The 14,899-nt window shown below is 73.2% G+C and carries 17 protein-coding genes and 1 pseudogene; 10 read left to right on the top strand and 8 right to left on the bottom strand.

Annotated features, from left to right (window positions below; genetic code table 11):
* Positions 1-189: 189 nt before the first annotated feature.
* A complete protein-coding gene (locus TNCT1_RS34945; RefSeq protein ID WP_160160459.1) occupies positions 190-1,110 on the top strand; it encodes a serine hydrolase in 921 nt (306 codons plus the stop codon).
* Between the two features lie 57 nt (positions 1,111-1,167).
* Here TNCT1_RS34945 and TNCT1_RS35715 read toward each other — a convergent pair.
* The 4 genes and pseudogenes from TNCT1_RS35715 to TNCT1_RS35710 form a co-directional block, all read right to left on the bottom strand.
* Positions 1,168-1,264, bottom strand: a pseudogene (locus TNCT1_RS35715).
* A gap of 141 nt (positions 1,265-1,405) precedes the next feature.
* The gene (locus TNCT1_RS34940; protein ID WP_143640266.1) at positions 1,406-2,317 is read right to left on the bottom strand and encodes a GlxA family transcriptional regulator; all 912 of its coding nucleotides are present in this window, start codon (positions 2,315-2,317) and stop codon (positions 1,406-1,408) included.
* A complete protein-coding gene (locus tag TNCT1_RS34935) occupies positions 2,314-2,853 on the bottom strand; it encodes a cysteine hydrolase family protein (RefSeq protein ID WP_143640264.1) in 540 nt (179 codons plus the stop codon). The genes TNCT1_RS34940 and TNCT1_RS34935 overlap by 4 nt, the downstream gene beginning before the upstream one ends.
* 345 nt (positions 2,854-3,198) lie before the next feature.
* A complete protein-coding gene (locus TNCT1_RS35710) occupies positions 3,199-3,534 on the bottom strand; it encodes a hypothetical protein (RefSeq protein WP_160160458.1) in 336 nt (111 codons plus the stop codon).
* A 1,003-nt stretch (positions 3,535-4,537) separates the two neighbouring features.
* On the opposite strand from TNCT1_RS35710, the gene TNCT1_RS34925 reads away from it, so the two are divergent.
* The 4 genes from TNCT1_RS34925 (at position 4,538) to TNCT1_RS34910 (ending at position 6,263) form a co-directional block, all read left to right on the top strand.
* Positions 4,538-4,750 (top strand): hypothetical protein, encoded by a 213-nt coding sequence (locus tag TNCT1_RS34925; protein ID WP_143640262.1) that lies wholly within the window; start codon positions 4,538-4,540, stop codon positions 4,748-4,750.
* Between the two features lie 222 nt (positions 4,751-4,972).
* Positions 4,973-5,236 (top strand): helix-turn-helix domain-containing protein, encoded by a 264-nt coding sequence (locus TNCT1_RS35705; RefSeq protein ID WP_160160457.1) that lies wholly within the window; start codon positions 4,973-4,975, stop codon positions 5,234-5,236.
* Positions 5,237-5,244: 8 nt separating this feature from the next.
* Positions 5,245-6,000 carry an IS3 family transposase gene (locus tag TNCT1_RS34915; protein ID WP_143640258.1) on the top strand — a complete coding sequence of 252 codons (756 nt, stop codon included), beginning with the start codon at positions 5,245-5,247 and terminating at the stop codon, positions 5,998-6,000.
* 11 nt (positions 6,001-6,011) lie between these two features.
* The gene (locus tag TNCT1_RS34910) at positions 6,012-6,263 is read left to right on the top strand and encodes a hypothetical protein (protein WP_143640256.1); all 252 of its coding nucleotides are present in this window, start codon (positions 6,012-6,014) and stop codon (positions 6,261-6,263) included.
* 79 nt (positions 6,264-6,342) lie between these two features.
* Here TNCT1_RS34910 and TNCT1_RS34905 read toward each other — a convergent pair whose 3' ends face one another.
* Positions 6,343-6,714 carry a helix-turn-helix transcriptional regulator gene (locus TNCT1_RS34905; RefSeq protein ID WP_143640253.1) on the bottom strand — a complete coding sequence of 124 codons (372 nt, stop codon included), beginning with the start codon at positions 6,712-6,714 and terminating at the stop codon, positions 6,343-6,345.
* Between the two features lie 198 nt (positions 6,715-6,912).
* Here TNCT1_RS34905 and TNCT1_RS34900 point away from each other — a divergent pair, with 198 nt between their 5' ends.
* On the top strand, positions 6,913-7,230 hold the full coding sequence (locus TNCT1_RS34900; protein ID WP_235903058.1) for a hypothetical protein: 318 nt from the start codon (positions 6,913-6,915) through the stop codon (positions 7,228-7,230).
* Positions 7,231-7,632: 402 nt separating this feature from the next.
* Here the strand turns inward: TNCT1_RS34900 and TNCT1_RS34895 are convergent, their stop codons facing one another.
* The 3 genes from TNCT1_RS34895 to TNCT1_RS35700 form a co-directional block, all read right to left on the bottom strand.
* A complete protein-coding gene (locus tag TNCT1_RS34895; RefSeq protein ID WP_143640249.1) occupies positions 7,633-9,057 on the bottom strand; it encodes a BN159_2729 family protein in 1,425 nt (474 codons plus the stop codon).
* A complete protein-coding gene (locus TNCT1_RS34890; RefSeq protein WP_143640247.1) occupies positions 9,054-9,653 on the bottom strand; it encodes a sigma-70 family RNA polymerase sigma factor in 600 nt (199 codons plus the stop codon). The genes TNCT1_RS34895 and TNCT1_RS34890 overlap by 4 nt, the downstream gene beginning before the upstream one ends.
* Positions 9,654-9,776: 123 nt before the next feature.
* Positions 9,777-10,112, bottom strand: coding sequence for a helix-turn-helix domain-containing protein (locus tag TNCT1_RS35700; RefSeq protein WP_160160456.1), 336 nt, complete (start codon positions 10,110-10,112; stop codon positions 9,777-9,779).
* 235 nt (positions 10,113-10,347) lie between these two features.
* Between TNCT1_RS35700 and TNCT1_RS34880 the strand changes: the two genes are divergently transcribed.
* From TNCT1_RS34880 to TNCT1_RS35695, 4 genes are all read left to right on the top strand, one after another.
* On the top strand, positions 10,348-10,851 hold the full coding sequence (locus TNCT1_RS34880; protein WP_143640245.1) for a transcriptional regulator: 504 nt from the start codon (positions 10,348-10,350) through the stop codon (positions 10,849-10,851).
* Positions 10,852-11,272: 421 nt separating this feature from the next.
* Positions 11,273-11,512 (top strand): hypothetical protein, encoded by a 240-nt coding sequence (locus TNCT1_RS34875; RefSeq protein WP_143640243.1) that lies wholly within the window; start codon positions 11,273-11,275, stop codon positions 11,510-11,512.
* Positions 11,513-12,546: 1,034 nt separating this feature from the next.
* Positions 12,547-12,759 carry a hypothetical protein gene (locus tag TNCT1_RS34870; protein WP_174266556.1) on the top strand — a complete coding sequence of 71 codons (213 nt, stop codon included), beginning with the start codon at positions 12,547-12,549 and terminating at the stop codon, positions 12,757-12,759.
* 333 nt (positions 12,760-13,092) lie between these two features.
* The coding region (locus TNCT1_RS35695) for a hypothetical protein (protein ID WP_160160455.1) at positions 13,093-14,899 on the top strand (1,807 nt) is incomplete at its 3' end.

Raw genomic sequence — 14,899 nt, 5'->3', positions numbered from 1 at the left:
CGGCCAACCGCGCCTGGCGGGCGGTGGGCGTGGCGGGTGCCGGTGCCCGGTGCGGGCCGGTAGGAGGGGGGCGGGCCTCGGGCCGGGCGGCCGCCGATCTGCAACGCTCGTGGCGAACATCCCGCGCGGCCGCAACGCTCGTGGCGAACGTCCCGGCCGGATGCGGCCTGCGGGCTTCAGGGTGGGCGGGTGATCGAGGAGACGATTGTCGAGGTGTTCGCGGCCGGCGGCTGCCGGGGCAGCCTGAGCGTGCGGGAGATCGACGGGCCCAGGCGGCTGTCAGTGGCGGGCGGGGAGCTCGCGGTGGCGGCGTCCACGTTCAAGATCGCCATCGGTCTGGAGTTCTTCTGCCGGGCGGCGGAGGGGGATGTGGACCCCGCCGAGCGGGTGGCGGTCTCGCCGGCCGAGGCCTCGCCGGGCGGCCAGGGACTGTGCATCACCGAGGACCCGGTGGAGATCTCGCTGCGGGACACCGCCCGGCTGATGCTGACCATCAGCGACAACACCGCGACCGACGTGCTGATCCGCCGGGTCGGCATCGAACGGGTCAGGGCGCGCCTGGCCGGGCTCGGCCTCACCGGCTTCCACCTGCCGGGCACGATCCGGTACGAGCTGGACACCGCGGCCCGCGCCGCCGGGTTCGCCGGCTGGGAGGCGATGGCCGCGAGGATCCGTCACGCCCCGTCGCCGCAGGAGGGCGAGGCGGTGTGGCGGCGGGTGCTGGCGTCGCCGGGGATGCGGCCGGGACGGATCAGCAGCGTGACCGCCGACGATCTGGCCGCCCTGCTCCGCGCGGTCTGGCGGGACGAGGCCGGGCCCGCCCAGGCGTGCTCGGACCTGCGCCGGATGATGGGACAGCAGCGGCTCACCCGGAAGATCGCCGCCGGTTTCGGGCCGCACGTGCAGGTGGTGTCCAAGTCGGGCACCGTGCCGGGCGGCGTCAGCAACGACGCCGGCGTGGTCGCCTTCCCCGACGGGCGGCGCTACGCGATCGCCGTCCTCACCCGGCCGCTGACGCCCGGGGCGCCCACCCGCGAGGACATCCTGGGCACCGCGGCCCGGGTGGCGCTGGACCACCTCCGCGCCCCCGGCACGCCCCCCTCCTCGTGAGGAGCGCGGGGGGCGCCGGCCGCCGCCGGCGTGCCCCCGGGAGGGGGGGATGTGCGGCGGAGAGGGCAGGATTCGAACCTGCGTGGGCCCCCGAGGGGGCCCGACCGTGAGGCGAGCTCGCTGGTCCCCGATCAACCACTCCGGGCACCTCTCCTCGTTCCCGGCTCTTGTTCGTGCCGGTCACAGCGACAACCATGCCGGGGACCGCTGACCGCCCCCTGACGTCCCGCTGACCGGCCGCGCCCGCAGCCCGGAACGCCGGTGCCGGTGCCCCTGTTGTGGGGGGCTTGGGGGGTCAGGCGGGCCTCGATCGCAGGCGGCGCACCATGCGGGCGTCCTCGAATCCCACTTCCCGGGCCGCGGACTCCACGGTGGCGCCCTGGCTGATGAGGTGTTCGGCGCGTTCCAGGCGCAGGGTCTGCTGGTAGCGCAGCGGGGTGAGGCCGCCGGTGGCCCGGGAGAACTGGCGGGTGAGGGTGCGGGCGCTGACGCCGGCGTGGGCGGCCAGGCGTGCCAGGGGCAGGGGCTGGGCGTAGTGGGCGTCGATCATGTCCTGGACGCGGTGCACGGTGTCGTCGACGTGGCCGCGGTGCCGGAGCATGGCGCTGGCCTGGGGTTCGCTGCCGTTGCGGCGGGCGTAGATGACCATCTCGCGTGCCACCCGGGCGGCCAGGGCGGGGCCGTGGCGGGCGGCCAGCAGGTGCAGGGCCAGGTCGATGCCGCTGGCGATGCCCGCGGAGGTGACGACCCGGTCGTCGGCGGAGAACAGGACGTCGCGGACCACCGTCGCCCGGGGGTGGCGTGCGGCCAGTTCGTCCTGGAGCTGGTGGTGGGTGGTGCAGCGGCGGCCGTCCAGGAGCCCGGCCTGTCCCAGGGCCTGTGCTCCGGCGCAGACGCTGGCGACGGTGCCGCCCGCGGCGTGGTGGGCGCGCAGCCGGCCGGTGGTGTCGGGGCTGATGCGGGGGCCGTGCCGCAGGGTGGGCGCGCTCCAGCCGGGGACCACGATCAGGTCGTCGGGGCCGAGTGCGGGCCAGTCGGTCCGGGCGGTCAGCGGCAGGCCCTGGGCGCTGCGCACCTGCGGCTCCTGGGCGACGTAGTCGAGGACGTAGGGCTGTCCGAAGGTCACTGCCGTGGAGAAGACCTGGGCGGGGCCGGCCAGGTCGAGCAGGTGGACTCCGGGCAGCAGGACGAAGACGACACGGGTCATACCGGTGATGCCGCCAGCTCGTCCACCGTGGCGATCCGGGCGAAGCGGTCCCGCAGGACGGCCAGGGTGCGTTCGGTGATCGCCTCGGCGCTGAGGTCGCCGATCGGATTGGTCGTGGTCGCATCCGCCACGAACACGACCTCGTATCCCAGGTCGCTGCCGATCCGGGCGGTGGTCTCCACGCACTGCTCGGTCCTGATCCCGCAGACCCACAGCTCGCCGACCCCGGCCTCGGTGAGCCGCCGCTGCAGGTCGGTGGTGGTGAACGCGTTGTGCGAGGTCTTGTGGAGCACCGGCTCGCCCGGCAGCGGCTGCTGCAGTTCCTCCAGCAGCCGGACGTGCCCCGACCGCGGGTCGAACACGCCGCCGCTGCCGGGTTCGGTGTGCAGCACCCAGACCACCAGGTCGCCGTTGTCCCGTGCGCTGCGCACGAGCCGGTTCACCGGTTCGGCGATCCCGGGGTTGGCGATCTGCTCCCACGAGGGGCGGGCGCGGAAGGATTCCTGGACATCGATCACGATCAGGGCTCGTCTCATGTCCACCAGTCTGACCAGGTGATACCGGGGGCCGACAGGCATGATCGGGGCCGAGGCCGGAACGATCCGGTCACCTGGGCCGGACGGATCGACGGCGGCCGTCCACGCTCCTGCGGTGCCTGCGGCCCTTCCCCGGCCCCGCACCCCTCCCCCGCTCCCCCGGGGTTCGTGCCGCCATGCTCCGCCGTGCGCCGCCGGTCGGCACACCGCGGCGACAGCCGGCGGTGGCGGTGGCGGGTGGAGCCGCGGGGCCGGCTGGGGCTTTCGGGGGCGTGCATGCGGGCCGCCGCCCGCGGTCAGGGGCGCTGACCGCGGGCGGCGCGGATGTGGTGAGGACTCAGGACGTCAGTCGCAGTCCCAGTCGGAGCCGCGGTGGTGGTTGCCGTACCGGTAGAACCGGTCCCAGCGGTCCCAACGGCCCCAGCCGTCCCAGCGGTCGTCGCGGTCGTCGCGGCAGTGGTTGCGGTGACGCCAGCGGTCGTAGCGGCCGTCGTCGCAGCCCCGGCGCCAGTCACCGAGGTCACGGTATCCGTAGGCGTGGTGGTTGCCCGGGTGGAACGAGGGCGCCACCGCCGTCGTGTGGACCGCCGCCGGAGCGGCGGCTGCCTCCATCGAGAGAGGCGCCATGACAGCGCCGGCCGCAAGAAGCGTGCCCGCTACTGCCTTAGCAATGGTCTTCACCCGATCTCCTTTCAAACATCAGGGCTGGTTTAGCCCTGGCACTGAGCTGACGCTACCTCACATAACCCGCAATTCCGCATCCGCTGAGTGTTCGTCAATTCACCGGTCCCTCCTGCGGGATATCGAGAAGACGGCAGCTCAGCGGCGTTTTCGCGGCCACTCCGAGAAACCTGGGGGCGGCCTCGGGGAGAGACGGCCGACCAGGTGAACTCCCGCCCCTGCGGGACTGGTTCACCAGGGTGCGACAGGCCTGGGCCGACGGTGTGAGGGTGCTGCTCGAAATGCCCTGGGTTTTTCGGAGCCGCGCGGTGAGAAACTGCGGGGCAGTCCGGCGTGAAGGCCGGCGAGGGGGTTTTTCGATACTGCCCTGCATTTCCTGGAGCGGGTTTTCCCGCCGAAAGCCGCCCGCCTTCCGCCCGCGGACGGAAGGCCATTCGGCGACTTGGCGTGTCGCCTCCGCCCCCGCTCGCCGAACAGCCCCCGCACATGGGGTGGGGCGCCTCCCAGGGGGTGCGGGGCGCCGCTGGCCGGGCGGGGCGCCGTCGGCCGGGCGGGGCGACGGCAACTGGACGGGGCGTCCCCCGGGTGGTGCGGGGCAACGCCCGCCGGGCGGGGCGGTTTGTGGCAACGCGCGGCAAGGGGCGTGTGGTTGAGGGCGGCGGCGCGGATGGGAACAGACATACACTTCTGAACGGATGTCGGAAATAGGCGGTTTGCACTGACCGTTCCCCTTCGGCTACCGTCCACGCTCTCCGGACGAATCGTCCAGAGGCTCCGGACGGCGGGGGTTAGCGCATGGCCCCGGCCGCCCGGGGTGACGCCTCCGTACGGGATCCGTGCGATGCCGTCACGTCTGGTCCGCGGCTTCTGCAGTAGCCGATGGGCCTGGTGGCCGGCGGCGCCGGCCGGGGGCGGAACGCGGCCGCGGCAGCGGTGGGTTCGTCCGCCGCCCGGCGCGGGCTGCTGATTTCGCGTACATCCCTTCCTTCATGAAAGGCTTCCCATGAACAACGACTGGCTCGAGGCCGAGACCGCCGAACTGCTCCCCGGCCGCGAGGCGCTGGGCAAGTTCTCGTTCAGCTTCACCAAGATGACGACCGTCTCGAAGAAGATCGCGCACGTGGACGCGCACAACGAGTCGATGGCGGCGAACCAGTACTCGCCGTTCGCGGTCGCCCAGTCCCAGGCCTCCCAGGCCATCAGCGTCCGGCAGTAGCAGGTCCCCTGACGCGGGGGCAGGCCCTTACGGGGCGTGCTCCCGCGGCGCCGCGGGGCCCGGAGCGCCGGCCCGGCCCGGCCGGGTGATGGGCACGGCCGGGCAGCCGGTGTTCCGTGCGGGTACCGGGCGGTCACTGCCTGCCGGCCGGCACCGGCGGCCCCGCGGCGCCAACCCCTGGGGGGGGATGACCGGCGGCCGGCCACGAACGAGTGGGATGAAGTGAGCGAGTCTCGCCCCGCAGCACCACGCGCCCGCGCCCGCGCCGAGCAACTGCTCGGTGAAGGGCATCCGGCGAAGGAAGTGGCACGGCGACTGGGCGTCTCCGTGACCACCGTCTACCGCTGGCGGCGCTCCACCGGGCCCGCGTCCGATCTGGCACAGGCGCGTGCCCGCGTCGGCGAACTGGAGCGGGAGGTCCTGCTGTGCCGGCAGGTCATCGCCACGATGCGGCAGATGATGCCCCCAAAAGACGTTACGAGGTGATCCACCGCATGGCGTCGCACGGTTTCCCGGCACGCCGGGTCGCCGCGCTCCTGGGCGTCTCGGAGTCCGGCTACTACGCCTGGCGCTCACGTCCGCCCTCCCCCGGCGCCCTGCGCCGGGCCTGGCTGACCGGCCTGGTCCGCGACATCCACCAGGAGTCCGGCTGCGTCTGGGGAGCCCGCAGGATCCGGCAGGAACTCGTGCGCCGCTACGGCGTCACCGTCGGCCACACCACCGTGGAGGCCCTCATGAAGGGGGCCGGGCTGCGCGGCCGGGCCGGACGGCTGCCCGGACCGGGCCCACGATCCAGCGCCCGCACGTCCGGCCGGCGCTGGATCGTCGACGTACTGGCCCTCACCACGCCCGACGGCCCCGTGTACGCGGCCGTCGTCCTCGACGCCGCCTCGCGCGCCCTGGCCGGCTGGAGCACCGCCGCGACAGCCGACGGCGCCCTCGTCCACCACGCCCTCCTGGCCGCCGCCGCCCGCACCGGACCGGCCGCCCCCGCCGTGTACGGGCTCCTGCCGGGCTGTTCGTTCACCGAGCGGGCCGGCTCGCTCGGCTGCGCGCCCGCCGGGGCCATGGTGGGCGACGCCCACGACCACGCGGCCGTCGCAGCCTTCTGGGACACCGTCCAGCGTGAACGTGACGGCCCCTGTTGCCGGCCCGGCCCGCACCGCGCCGGCGAGCGGCTCGCCGCGACCCTCGACCGCTTCGCCCGGCAGGTCCCGGCCGCCGGCGCGGCGCGCCCATCCACCCCGTAAGGCGGACCACTTTGGACACCACACCACCCTTGCCCGCCACCGGCGGCCCCGGGCCCGGCCTCCACACCGGGCAGGACACCTCCACCGCCCACGCCCACCGGCTGCGCCTGTACGGCGCGCTGGACGCGGTGTGCGTCCCCCTCGCCGCCGCCGACGTCCAGGCCGTCTTCAAACTGGCCGAACTCGACTGCGTCACCGTGCACGCCGTCATCGACTGGATCAACACGGCACGAACGCTCGCACCGCTTCCGCACCCGAGCTGAGACACGACGGGCAACGGGCACCCGCACCTGCGACGGGTGACGGGTGAAGGCCGGGACGCGCCGTCCCGGCCGTCTTCGCCTACCGGGGGCCGTCCGCCTGCAGCAACGACTCCACGAGGACCGCCACATGCCGGCGGTCCGCCGGGCTCAGCTTGTGCACGCTCGCGATGAGGATCGCCACCTCCGGATCCGCGGCCTCCGGCGCGTCCTCGAGGTAGAGGTTGACGCCCGCGGCCTCGGCGGCGGCCCGCTGCACCGGCGCCACCGGGATGCCCAGTCCCCTGGCCAGGCCCTCCAGCGTGGTCTGCTGGGGCATCTGCGCCAGCCGCTCCGCGGTCGCCAGATGGTGGACCGTCGAACGCGAGATGCCGCCACGGCGCGCCACATCGCTGTAGGACCAGCCGTTCAGGGCCAGCTTGTGCTTGATCATTTCCTGGAGTGTGTTGGGCACGCCGGTTCTTCCTGTGGAGAGGGAGTGACCGCCTGTCGATGAGTCTAACGGCCCTGCCGCCGGGGCGTTCTGCCCCTTCTTCTCCACCGGCGTCCTGCGCTACGCTGCCCGCCGACTTCACGTCATGATCGGCACACGGGGCGTTCGCGCGCACGGCCCCTGCGCCCACGGCAGCGGCGGATGCCGGAGTATGGCCGGGTGACCGGATCCGAGCGCATACGGAACGCGGCCCGCCTCTGGCGCGAACACCGCGCCCGCGAGTTCCCCGCCCGTCTGCGGGGTGCCGAGGTGGACGGCATCGACCTGGTGATGCTCGACGCGGACACCGCCGGCTGCGTCCACGCCTGGATCCGCGACGGCGGCGTACTCGACCCCGAGCGCGGACGCATCCTGCGGACCTGTGTCGAAGACCTGGACCGCGTGACAGCACGGATCAGCGACCCGACAGGGCGTCATTACTACGAGCGCCTGCACCGACTCGCCGTGCTCGTTACGAAGGGGCACGACACCGTGTGAGACGACCTGTTACAGGACCCCGGGCGCAGCGGCTGGGGGCCGGGTCCGGGGGCCGGGGTCCGGGGGCCGGGGGCCGGGGTCTTCCTCGACGAAGCCGCCGGGATGTGCCCGGATCGAGACCGACCGCGGAGGGGGGCAAGGTCGCGGGAGGCAAGGGGGTCGGGCTGCGGACGGCAGAGGGGCGGGGCTGCGAAAGGCAGCTGGGACGGGCTGCGGGGAGGCAGGGGGGCGGGGCTGCGGGAGGCAGGGGGGCGGGGCCGTGCGGGCCGAGAGGGGGCGTGTTCGCGATCCGCGCGGAGCCTGCGCGGCCGTCGTCACACCGCCGGCCGTCCCCCGCGGCGCGTGCCGGGTCGTCAAGGGCCCGGGGGCGGTTGGGGGGTGGGCCGGCGGTGTGACGTGTGGTCAGCGGCGCTCGTGGGGGCCGGGGTTCGCGGCGGCGGGGGTGAGGGGTCCGTTGGCCACGACGATGGAGGTGAGCGGGTAGGACGGGCCGCCGGTGCCGCCCAGGGTGACGAGGGGGGTGTCGTCCTCCTGGCGCCGGCCCTGGTAGTGCCAGGTCTGACCATGGCGGTCGGTGTGGCCGAGGGCGAGGTCGTAGACGCGGCCCCCCAGGAGGAAGGGATCGGTGGCTTGCTGTGCCGCCTCCTGCAGAAGGCGGGGCACGGCCTCCGCGGTGAGACGGACCTCCACCCCGTCGAGGCGGCCGGTGGCGGTCTGGACCCAACCGCTGCGGTGCGTCGGCGCGTTCAGGGGTGCGCCGATCGCACTCAGCCAGTACTCCCAGTCGCCCAGGGACACGGCGTGGATGTGGACGCTGACACCTTCGTGATCCGCGGTGATCTGCGTGACCTCGAGCCGGGCGGCGTTCTCGGCCCGCAGCCGGGCCGCCGTCGCCGCGGCCGGGGACTGCACCTGTCCCCCGTCGGCCGTGCGCGGCTCCCGGGCGCCGGGGCCCTGTCCGGGAACCGGTCCGGGCCCGGCCGCCTGCCCGGCAGGCACCGGTTCGAGCGCGGCGGCCTCCGGCGCGGGGGCAGGGACGGGCGCACCGGCCCCGGCGGCCTGCCCGGCGCGAACGGGTTCAAGCCCGGCGGCCTCCGGCGCGGGGGCCGGGACGGGCGTGCCGGTCCCGGCGGAGACCGGTTGGAGCACAGCGGCTTCCGGGGCGGGGGCGGGCGGGCCGGTCCGAACGGCCTGCCCGGCGGGGACCGGTTGGAGCACGGTGGCCTGCCCGGCGGGGGCCGGGGTCGGCACGGCGGCCTGCCCGGCGAGGGTCGGCACGGCGGCCTGCCCGGCGAGGGTGGGGGTCCTTACGGCGGTCTGCCCGGCGAGGGTGGGGGTCCTTACGGTGGCCTGCCCGGCGGGGGCCGGTTGGAGTGCGGTGATCTGGTGGGCGGGGGACGGTTCGAGCGCGACAGCCTGTGGGGCGGCGGCCGGTGCGTCGGGTGGGTCGGGCGTGTGGGCGCTCGGGGGGTATGGCTCGGGCTCGTCGAGGATGCGCAGCGGGCGGGGTGTCGGGGGCAGGCCGGGGGTGTCCTTGCCGGCGCGGGGCGCTATGACCCTCTCCCACCGGGGCGGTGTGTTCGGTGCGGGGTCGGCGTCGGTCCGGGTGGTCTCGGTACCGGTGGCGTGCGGGTCGCCGGGTTCCGCGCGTGGCAGAGGGTGCGGTGGGAGGTTGTGCTGTCTGAGTCGTCTGAGGGTGTCGGCGCCGCCGGTCTCCACCAGGCGGCCCTGTGCGTTCAGATCGGCGATGAAGGCGTGGGCGAGTTCCCGCAGCCGTGCGGTGAGTTCCCGTTCGACGTCGCTGTCCTTGCCGTAGGCGTCGGTCATGCCACTGCTCCCGGGTAGGCCTTGCGGAGGGAGTCGAGGGCGCGCCACTGGAGTGTCTTGACGGCGCCGTCGGTGGTGCCCATGGTGCGGGCGGTCTCGCGGACGGACATCTCGCCCAGGAACCGCAGCCGGATGACGACCTGCTGACGGGGGGTGATCTCGGACAGGGCGTGGTGCAGGTCGTCGAGTGCGAGTGAGGAGAGAACGGTTTCTTCAGGGTTGCTCACCAGGGGGGCCCAGTCGTCTCCCACCTGGGTGATGTGGTCGACGAAGGTGAGGTGGCGGGTGGTGGCGGTCTTGAAGTGGTCGGCGACCACGTTGCGTGCGATGGTGCACAGCCAGGCACGGATCGAGGTGCCGTTCCAGGTGAAGGTGCCGATCTTGACCCATGCCTTCATGAAGACGTCCGCGGTGAGGTCCTCCGCCAGGGCGGTATGCGATCTGACGCGCTGGGCGATGAGTGTGGCGATGATGCCGTGGTGCATGCGGTACAGCTCGGCGAACGCCTCGCGATCGCCCTGCTGGGCACGGCTGATGAGGGCCGGTTCCCCCGTGGCGCCGCCGTCGGGGACGGCGGGGTGAGCCTGAGTGGTCAAGGATCGCTCCTGGTCGAATGGGAAGAAAAGGGGTGAGGGGCGCCGGTGCAACGCACGGCGCGGTTGCGTGGGACCGCCCCCGCGCACCGCACGTCTTGGGGAAGGTGGGGGCCGGGCCGGTTCTCAGTCGCCCGCACGCCGGTCCCGGTCCCGGCCCTGGCCCTGGACCTGGTCCTGGCCTTGGCCTTGGTCTTGGTCCTGCCGCATGCGGTGCCGGTCCTGGGCGGGCACCCGCCGGCGCTGCGGACGCCTGCGCTGCATCGTGTGCGGGTCGTCGTAGACGAGCGCGTCGAGCCGGACGCTGTAGGTGTCGCGCAGCGTCCAGAGGGTGGCCAGGCTCGGCTGTATCGTTCCGGTCGCGAGCCGGTGGAACGTCGACCTGCTGATGCCGGTGCGCTGCGCCATGTCGGCGACGCTTTCGTCACCGAGCTCCCCGGCCTTGAGCAGGAGCGTGGCCATGTGGAGGCGAAGCATGGTCAGAAGACCCCCTCAGCAACGTGCAGCCGTGCGGCTAACCCACACGCGCGCAACATATGCAAGTTGCCGGATATGAGTGACGCAAGGGTATTTTGATTCGCACAGGAATACGACATTCTGGATGTGGCCTGCGGGAATACCGATCTAGGTTTTGACCTGCAAAGGTGCACGCGTGCAACCAGCATGTGACAACATGCCTGCGCGCTACCCTCCGACCATGCGGAGTGCGAAGGATTCCCCCCACGAGAGCCGGGCCAAACGGCAGGCCCAGGCGCAGCGGGTCGGCGCGTATCTCACTCAGGCCGCGACGGCGGCCGGATATGACGTTCGCCGGCGCAAGGGCGGCCGGGCGCAGCTGGCGGCCGCGACCGGTCTGAGCCTGACCACGATCAGCCGGACGCTGGACGGCAAGACGTTGCCGCTGTCCTCGCAATTGACGACGTGGGCGACCGTTCTCAATCTCGACCACGGGAGGGTTCTGGTGGAGAGCGGCCTCATTGCCGAGCAGCGGGGGCCTCATTCACCGCGGCGGCATCCGGGTGCGGCGGCGCTCTCGCCGGACGAGGCCATGACCGCCTGGCGGATCACCGATCCCATCATCCGCAGGACGCTGAACGGGAGCATCGTCCACGCGATCGAACTGCAGGCCGAGATCGACGCGGCCGCACGGTCCGGGGCCGGGCGGGAGGAGGACAGGGGCGCCTGGCGCGGCCGCGGATGACCCCGCCGGCACCGGGATGCCCTTTAGGAGTGGACGACGCCGGGGCCCTTCGGAGATGGATGACGCCGGGGCCCCTTTGGAGATGGATGACCTGAAGAGGCGAGGAGGATGGCGCGGGAAGGAGGGTGCGGGGAAAGGGGCGCCGGAGGGGGGCGCGGGAAGGGGTGCGCGGAGGGGGTGCGGGCGGCGGCGCCGGGTGCGCGGGCCGGGGAAATTCGAGCACATGCGCGCCCGCCGGGTCCGTCCCCCTCGGCAATGCCTCTGCCGCTAAGCTCGGCGGAATCCTCCCGATATCCAGTGTCTCGTGCGGATGACGGTCACCGGGAGAGCGAGGAACATCCTCCTGCCGTGCCGGCATCCCGCGGGTCGAAAAGGGCCACGCCGAGAGGGGTATCAGGTGCTTGTCGTACAGGGAGCCCCCGTGACCGCTGTGGTGCGCGGCAGCACCGGCGAGGCGGTGGTTCTGCTTTCCGGCGACTGGCTCGGGCAGGTGCCTCACACGGTGTTCACCGACATGATCGAGGCTGCTTCGGCCGTTCTCAGCGCCGCGGAACTCAAGACCGTCGGCGACGCCGTCGCCACGCTCGGCACGGACCCGCCGGATTTCCATGTCCACGCCGGCGGGCAGAAGTTGGCGGTCTACCGGCTGACCGTGCGCTGAGAACCGTGCGCCGAGCGCGGTCCTGCGGCTTTCCCCGGCCGGCGGCGGCATCCCGCTCTTCCCCCGGCGAGGAGCGCCGGGTGCTTCTCGCCCTCGCCGAGACCCGCGCCTTCACCTCGGGAGTCGTCCACCTACATCTGCCCTGCACCTGCACCTGCACCTGCGCTGCCGCGTCACGCGGCAGGAGCCGTCGGGAACTGACGGCACTTCTGCGGCCGTAGGCGGCGGCCGCGGGGGGTGTTGCCGTCTTCTCGTGCGGCCGCATGAGGGGCGGATCCTCGCCCCATGCGTCCGGCACCCGGCGGGAGAACCCTGCCTCCGGCCCGGCCGACGGGGCAGGACGTTCGCACAAGGCGTCAGCAGGCCGCCCCCCCTTTTTTCGGTCGCGGCCGCTCGCCGAGGGACGCAACCGGCCGCGGCCGGCGGGCAGTAGGTGCCGGGCGGACCGGGTCGGGGCGTGCGCGCGGCGCGTCCCGTGAAGGCGCCTGAGCGTCCCGCCGCGGCGCCTGCGCAGCCCGCCGTCCGCCTCGCTCTCCCGGTGTGCCCGGTGCCGCCCTGCGGGGCCGCGGGCGTATCCGGCCGGGAACCGCATCGACGTCGCGGGCCGCGGCGCTGTGCTGTCGCGGTCGGCGCTGGTCACACGGCAGGGAGGAACAGCCGTGCGACTTTGAACGAATGTCGCATTTGGATCGTTTGCGCTTTTCCTTCGGCTTCAGCTACTGTCCAGGCCCTCCGGACGAATTGTTCGGAGACTTCGGACGGTTGGGCGGTTCTCCCCAGGAATCCGCCGTGCCCCGACCCCGCGCCGGGTTTCCGCATGACCCGGCCGCGGCGGGAGGGACGTCGTCATCCGTCCGCCGATCCTCCCGGCGCGCCGCGCGGACAGGCCGCTGCTCGCTCACTGTCAGCCGGAAACGCGCCGGCGGGTTGAAGGAACGAGGCCGCAGAGCGGCCCGGCGGCCTGCCGGGCCGCGGGTGCTGCGGAACTCCTTCCGATGCACAGATCACTTGAAGGATGAAAGGAACCCATTTCCATGAACATGGACCAGCTCGAGGCCGAGACCGCGGAACTGCTGCCCGGACGTGAGGCGCTCGGCAAGTTCTCGTTCAACTTCGCCAAGATGACCACCGTCACGAAGAAGGTGGCGCACGTGGACGCGCACAACGAGTCGGCCGCGCTGAACCAGTGCTCGCCGTACGCGGTCGCCCAGTCCGAGGCCGCGCAGAGCATCAGCGTGCAGCAGTAGCCCGAAAGCCGGGCGGGGCGGGGCCGGTACACGGGCCCGGCCCCGCCCGGCACTTCGCCGTAACCCTCGACTTTCGCACGTCACCCGACCGTGCGCTGCCGCCCTTGTTCTGACGGACCGTCAAACTACTGGTGGGCGAGCGTGGTCGGCGGGGGGATCGCTCTGGCCCGTCGGGGGCGCACCCGCCATCCGGTGGCCGTCCGCCCGCGCGGGCGCCGGCCCCTGCGCGGGCGGCCGCCGGGATACGGACGCCGCCCCCTCCTTCTTGAACCGCCCTTGCACCGCACACCGCGTACCTGTGTCGCACCGTCACGTCCGCTTCTGGAGAAGACCATGCCGGCGTCCGAAGACAACAGCGGCCTCAGCACGCTGCCCGCCCACGCTCCCCACCCCGGGCACCTGCCCGGGCAGGCGGCCAGCGCCCCGGCGCCCTTCACCCCCGCGCCGGTGCCGCAGCCGACCCGCGGTCTGCAGACCCTGGGCGAGTACAAGGGGTCGGGCTTCACCGAACGCCGCTACATCGTGCGCCGCGGCGACGGGCAGATGATCCAGCTGTCACGGCTGCTGTACCTGGTCGTGGCGAGCGTCGACGGCGTCCGCGACGCCGAGGCGATCTCCCACCGGGTCAGCGGCCGCTACGGGGCCGAGGTCACCACCGACAACATCGTCCACCTGGTGGAGCACAAGCTCACCCCGCTCGGGATCACCCTCCCCCTCAACGGGCCGCCCGGTGAGGCGGCCGCGCCCCGCTCCGATCTGCTGCTGGCTCTGCGCGGCCACACCGTGATCTTCGGTGAGGGGCAGGTGGCCCGCATCGCCGCCGCGTTCGCCTGGCTGCACCGGCCCCCCGTGGTGGCGGCGGCGCTGGCCGGCGCGGTCGTCATGGACGTCTGGCTCTTCGCCGTCCACGGGGCGATGACGGCCGTGCTGCAGGTCCTCGAACAGCCCCTGTGGATGCTCATCATCTTCCTGCTGACCGTGGCCTCCCTGCTCTTCCACGAGTTCGGGCACGCATCGGCCTGCCGGTACAGCGGGGCGGTGCCGGGGAAGATCGGCTGCGGCATCTTCCTGATCTGGCCGTCCATGTACACCGACGTCACCGACGTGTACCGGATCGGGAAGGCCGGCCGTCTGCGCACCGGGCTGGGCGGCGTCTACTTCAACGTCGTCTTCATGCTCGCCCTGACCGCCGCCTACCTCGTGACCGGCCAGTCCTTCCTCCTCGCCGCGGTCTACCTCGCCCACTTCGAGGTCCTCGAACAACTCATGCCCGCCCTGCGGCTGGACGGCTACTACATCCTGGGCGACCTGGCCGGCGTCCCCGACCTCTACGGCAAGATCAAACCGATCCTGCTGAGCCTGCTGCCCGGACGCCACCACGCCGCCGCGCAGGTCGCGGACCTCAAACGCTCCGCCCGCGTCATCGTCACCGTGTGGGTCCTGACCATGGTCCCGCTGCTGCTCGCCGAGGCGGCCTACGCCCTGTGGAACCTGCCGCGGCTGCTCACCACCGCGGTCCGCGGCCTGCACGAACAGACCGCACGGACCCTCACCGCGTTCGCGGAAGGACACCCCGCCGCCGGACTCGCCGCGGCCGTCGGCACCCTGATGCTGCTGTGCCCGATGGCAGGAGGCGCCTACCTCACCGCCCGCCTCACCACCCGCCTGTGGCGCGCCGCCGTAAAGGCGAGCCAGGGCAGGCCCGCGCTGCGCCTGACGCTGGCCGCCGCCGCCGTCGCCGGCTGCGCCGTCCTCGCCACCGCCTGGATCCAGGGCCTGACCCCCAAACCGCTGCCGCAGGCCGCGCCCGCCACCCCCGCCCTGCAACCCGGCACCCCCACCCCCCACACCCCACACCCCACCACCACCCCCACCACCACACCCCCCACCACCCACCGCCCACCCGGCGCCTCACCCGGCAGCCTTCCCGCACCCCACGCCCGCACCACCGCCACCGCCCGGCCCACCGACACGGCCACGCCCTCCACCCCGCCCCCGACACCGGCCGCCCCCGGCACACCCCGGCCCACGACCACCACCACCGCCACCCCCACCCGCCCCACACCCACCACCACCGGCCAGAACCCCACCCCCACCACCACCCCCACCACGTCCTCACCCTCACAGCCCGAACCCACCG

The organism is Streptomyces sp. 1-11, from assembly GCF_007176755.1.
GTDB lineage: Bacteria > Actinomycetota > Actinomycetes > Streptomycetales > Streptomycetaceae > Streptomyces.
Note: the sequence above shows the minus strand (reverse complement) of the source record. Positions and strands in the feature narration are given on the sequence as shown.

Excerpts from the sequence above, each read along its gene's own strand:
- TNCT1_RS34940 (WP_143640266.1), bottom strand. The coding sequence starts at position 2,317 with ATGACCCGTGTCGTCTTCGTCCTGCTGCCCGGAGTCCACCTGCTCGAC.
- TNCT1_RS34935 (WP_143640264.1), bottom strand. The coding sequence starts at position 2,853 with ATGAGACGAGCCCTGATCGTGATCGATGTCCAGGAATCCTTCCGCGCC.
- TNCT1_RS34925 (WP_143640262.1), top strand. The coding sequence starts at position 4,538 with ATGAACAACGACTGGCTCGAGGCCGAGACCGCCGAACTGCTCCCCGGC.
- TNCT1_RS34895 (WP_143640249.1), bottom strand. The coding sequence starts at position 9,057 with ATGACCGACGCCTACGGCAAGGACAGCGACGTCGAACGGGAACTCACC.
- TNCT1_RS34880 (WP_143640245.1), top strand. The coding sequence starts at position 10,348 with ATGCGGAGTGCGAAGGATTCCCCCCACGAGAGCCGGGCCAAACGGCAG.
- TNCT1_RS34870 (WP_174266556.1), top strand. The coding sequence starts at position 12,547 with ATGAACATGGACCAGCTCGAGGCCGAGACCGCGGAACTGCTGCCCGGA.
- TNCT1_RS35700 (WP_160160456.1), bottom strand. The coding sequence starts at position 10,112 with ATGGCCACGCTCCTGCTCAAGGCCGGGGAGCTCGGTGACGAAAGCGTC.
- TNCT1_RS34915 (WP_143640258.1), top strand. The coding sequence starts at position 5,245 with ATGGCGTCGCACGGTTTCCCGGCACGCCGGGTCGCCGCGCTCCTGGGC.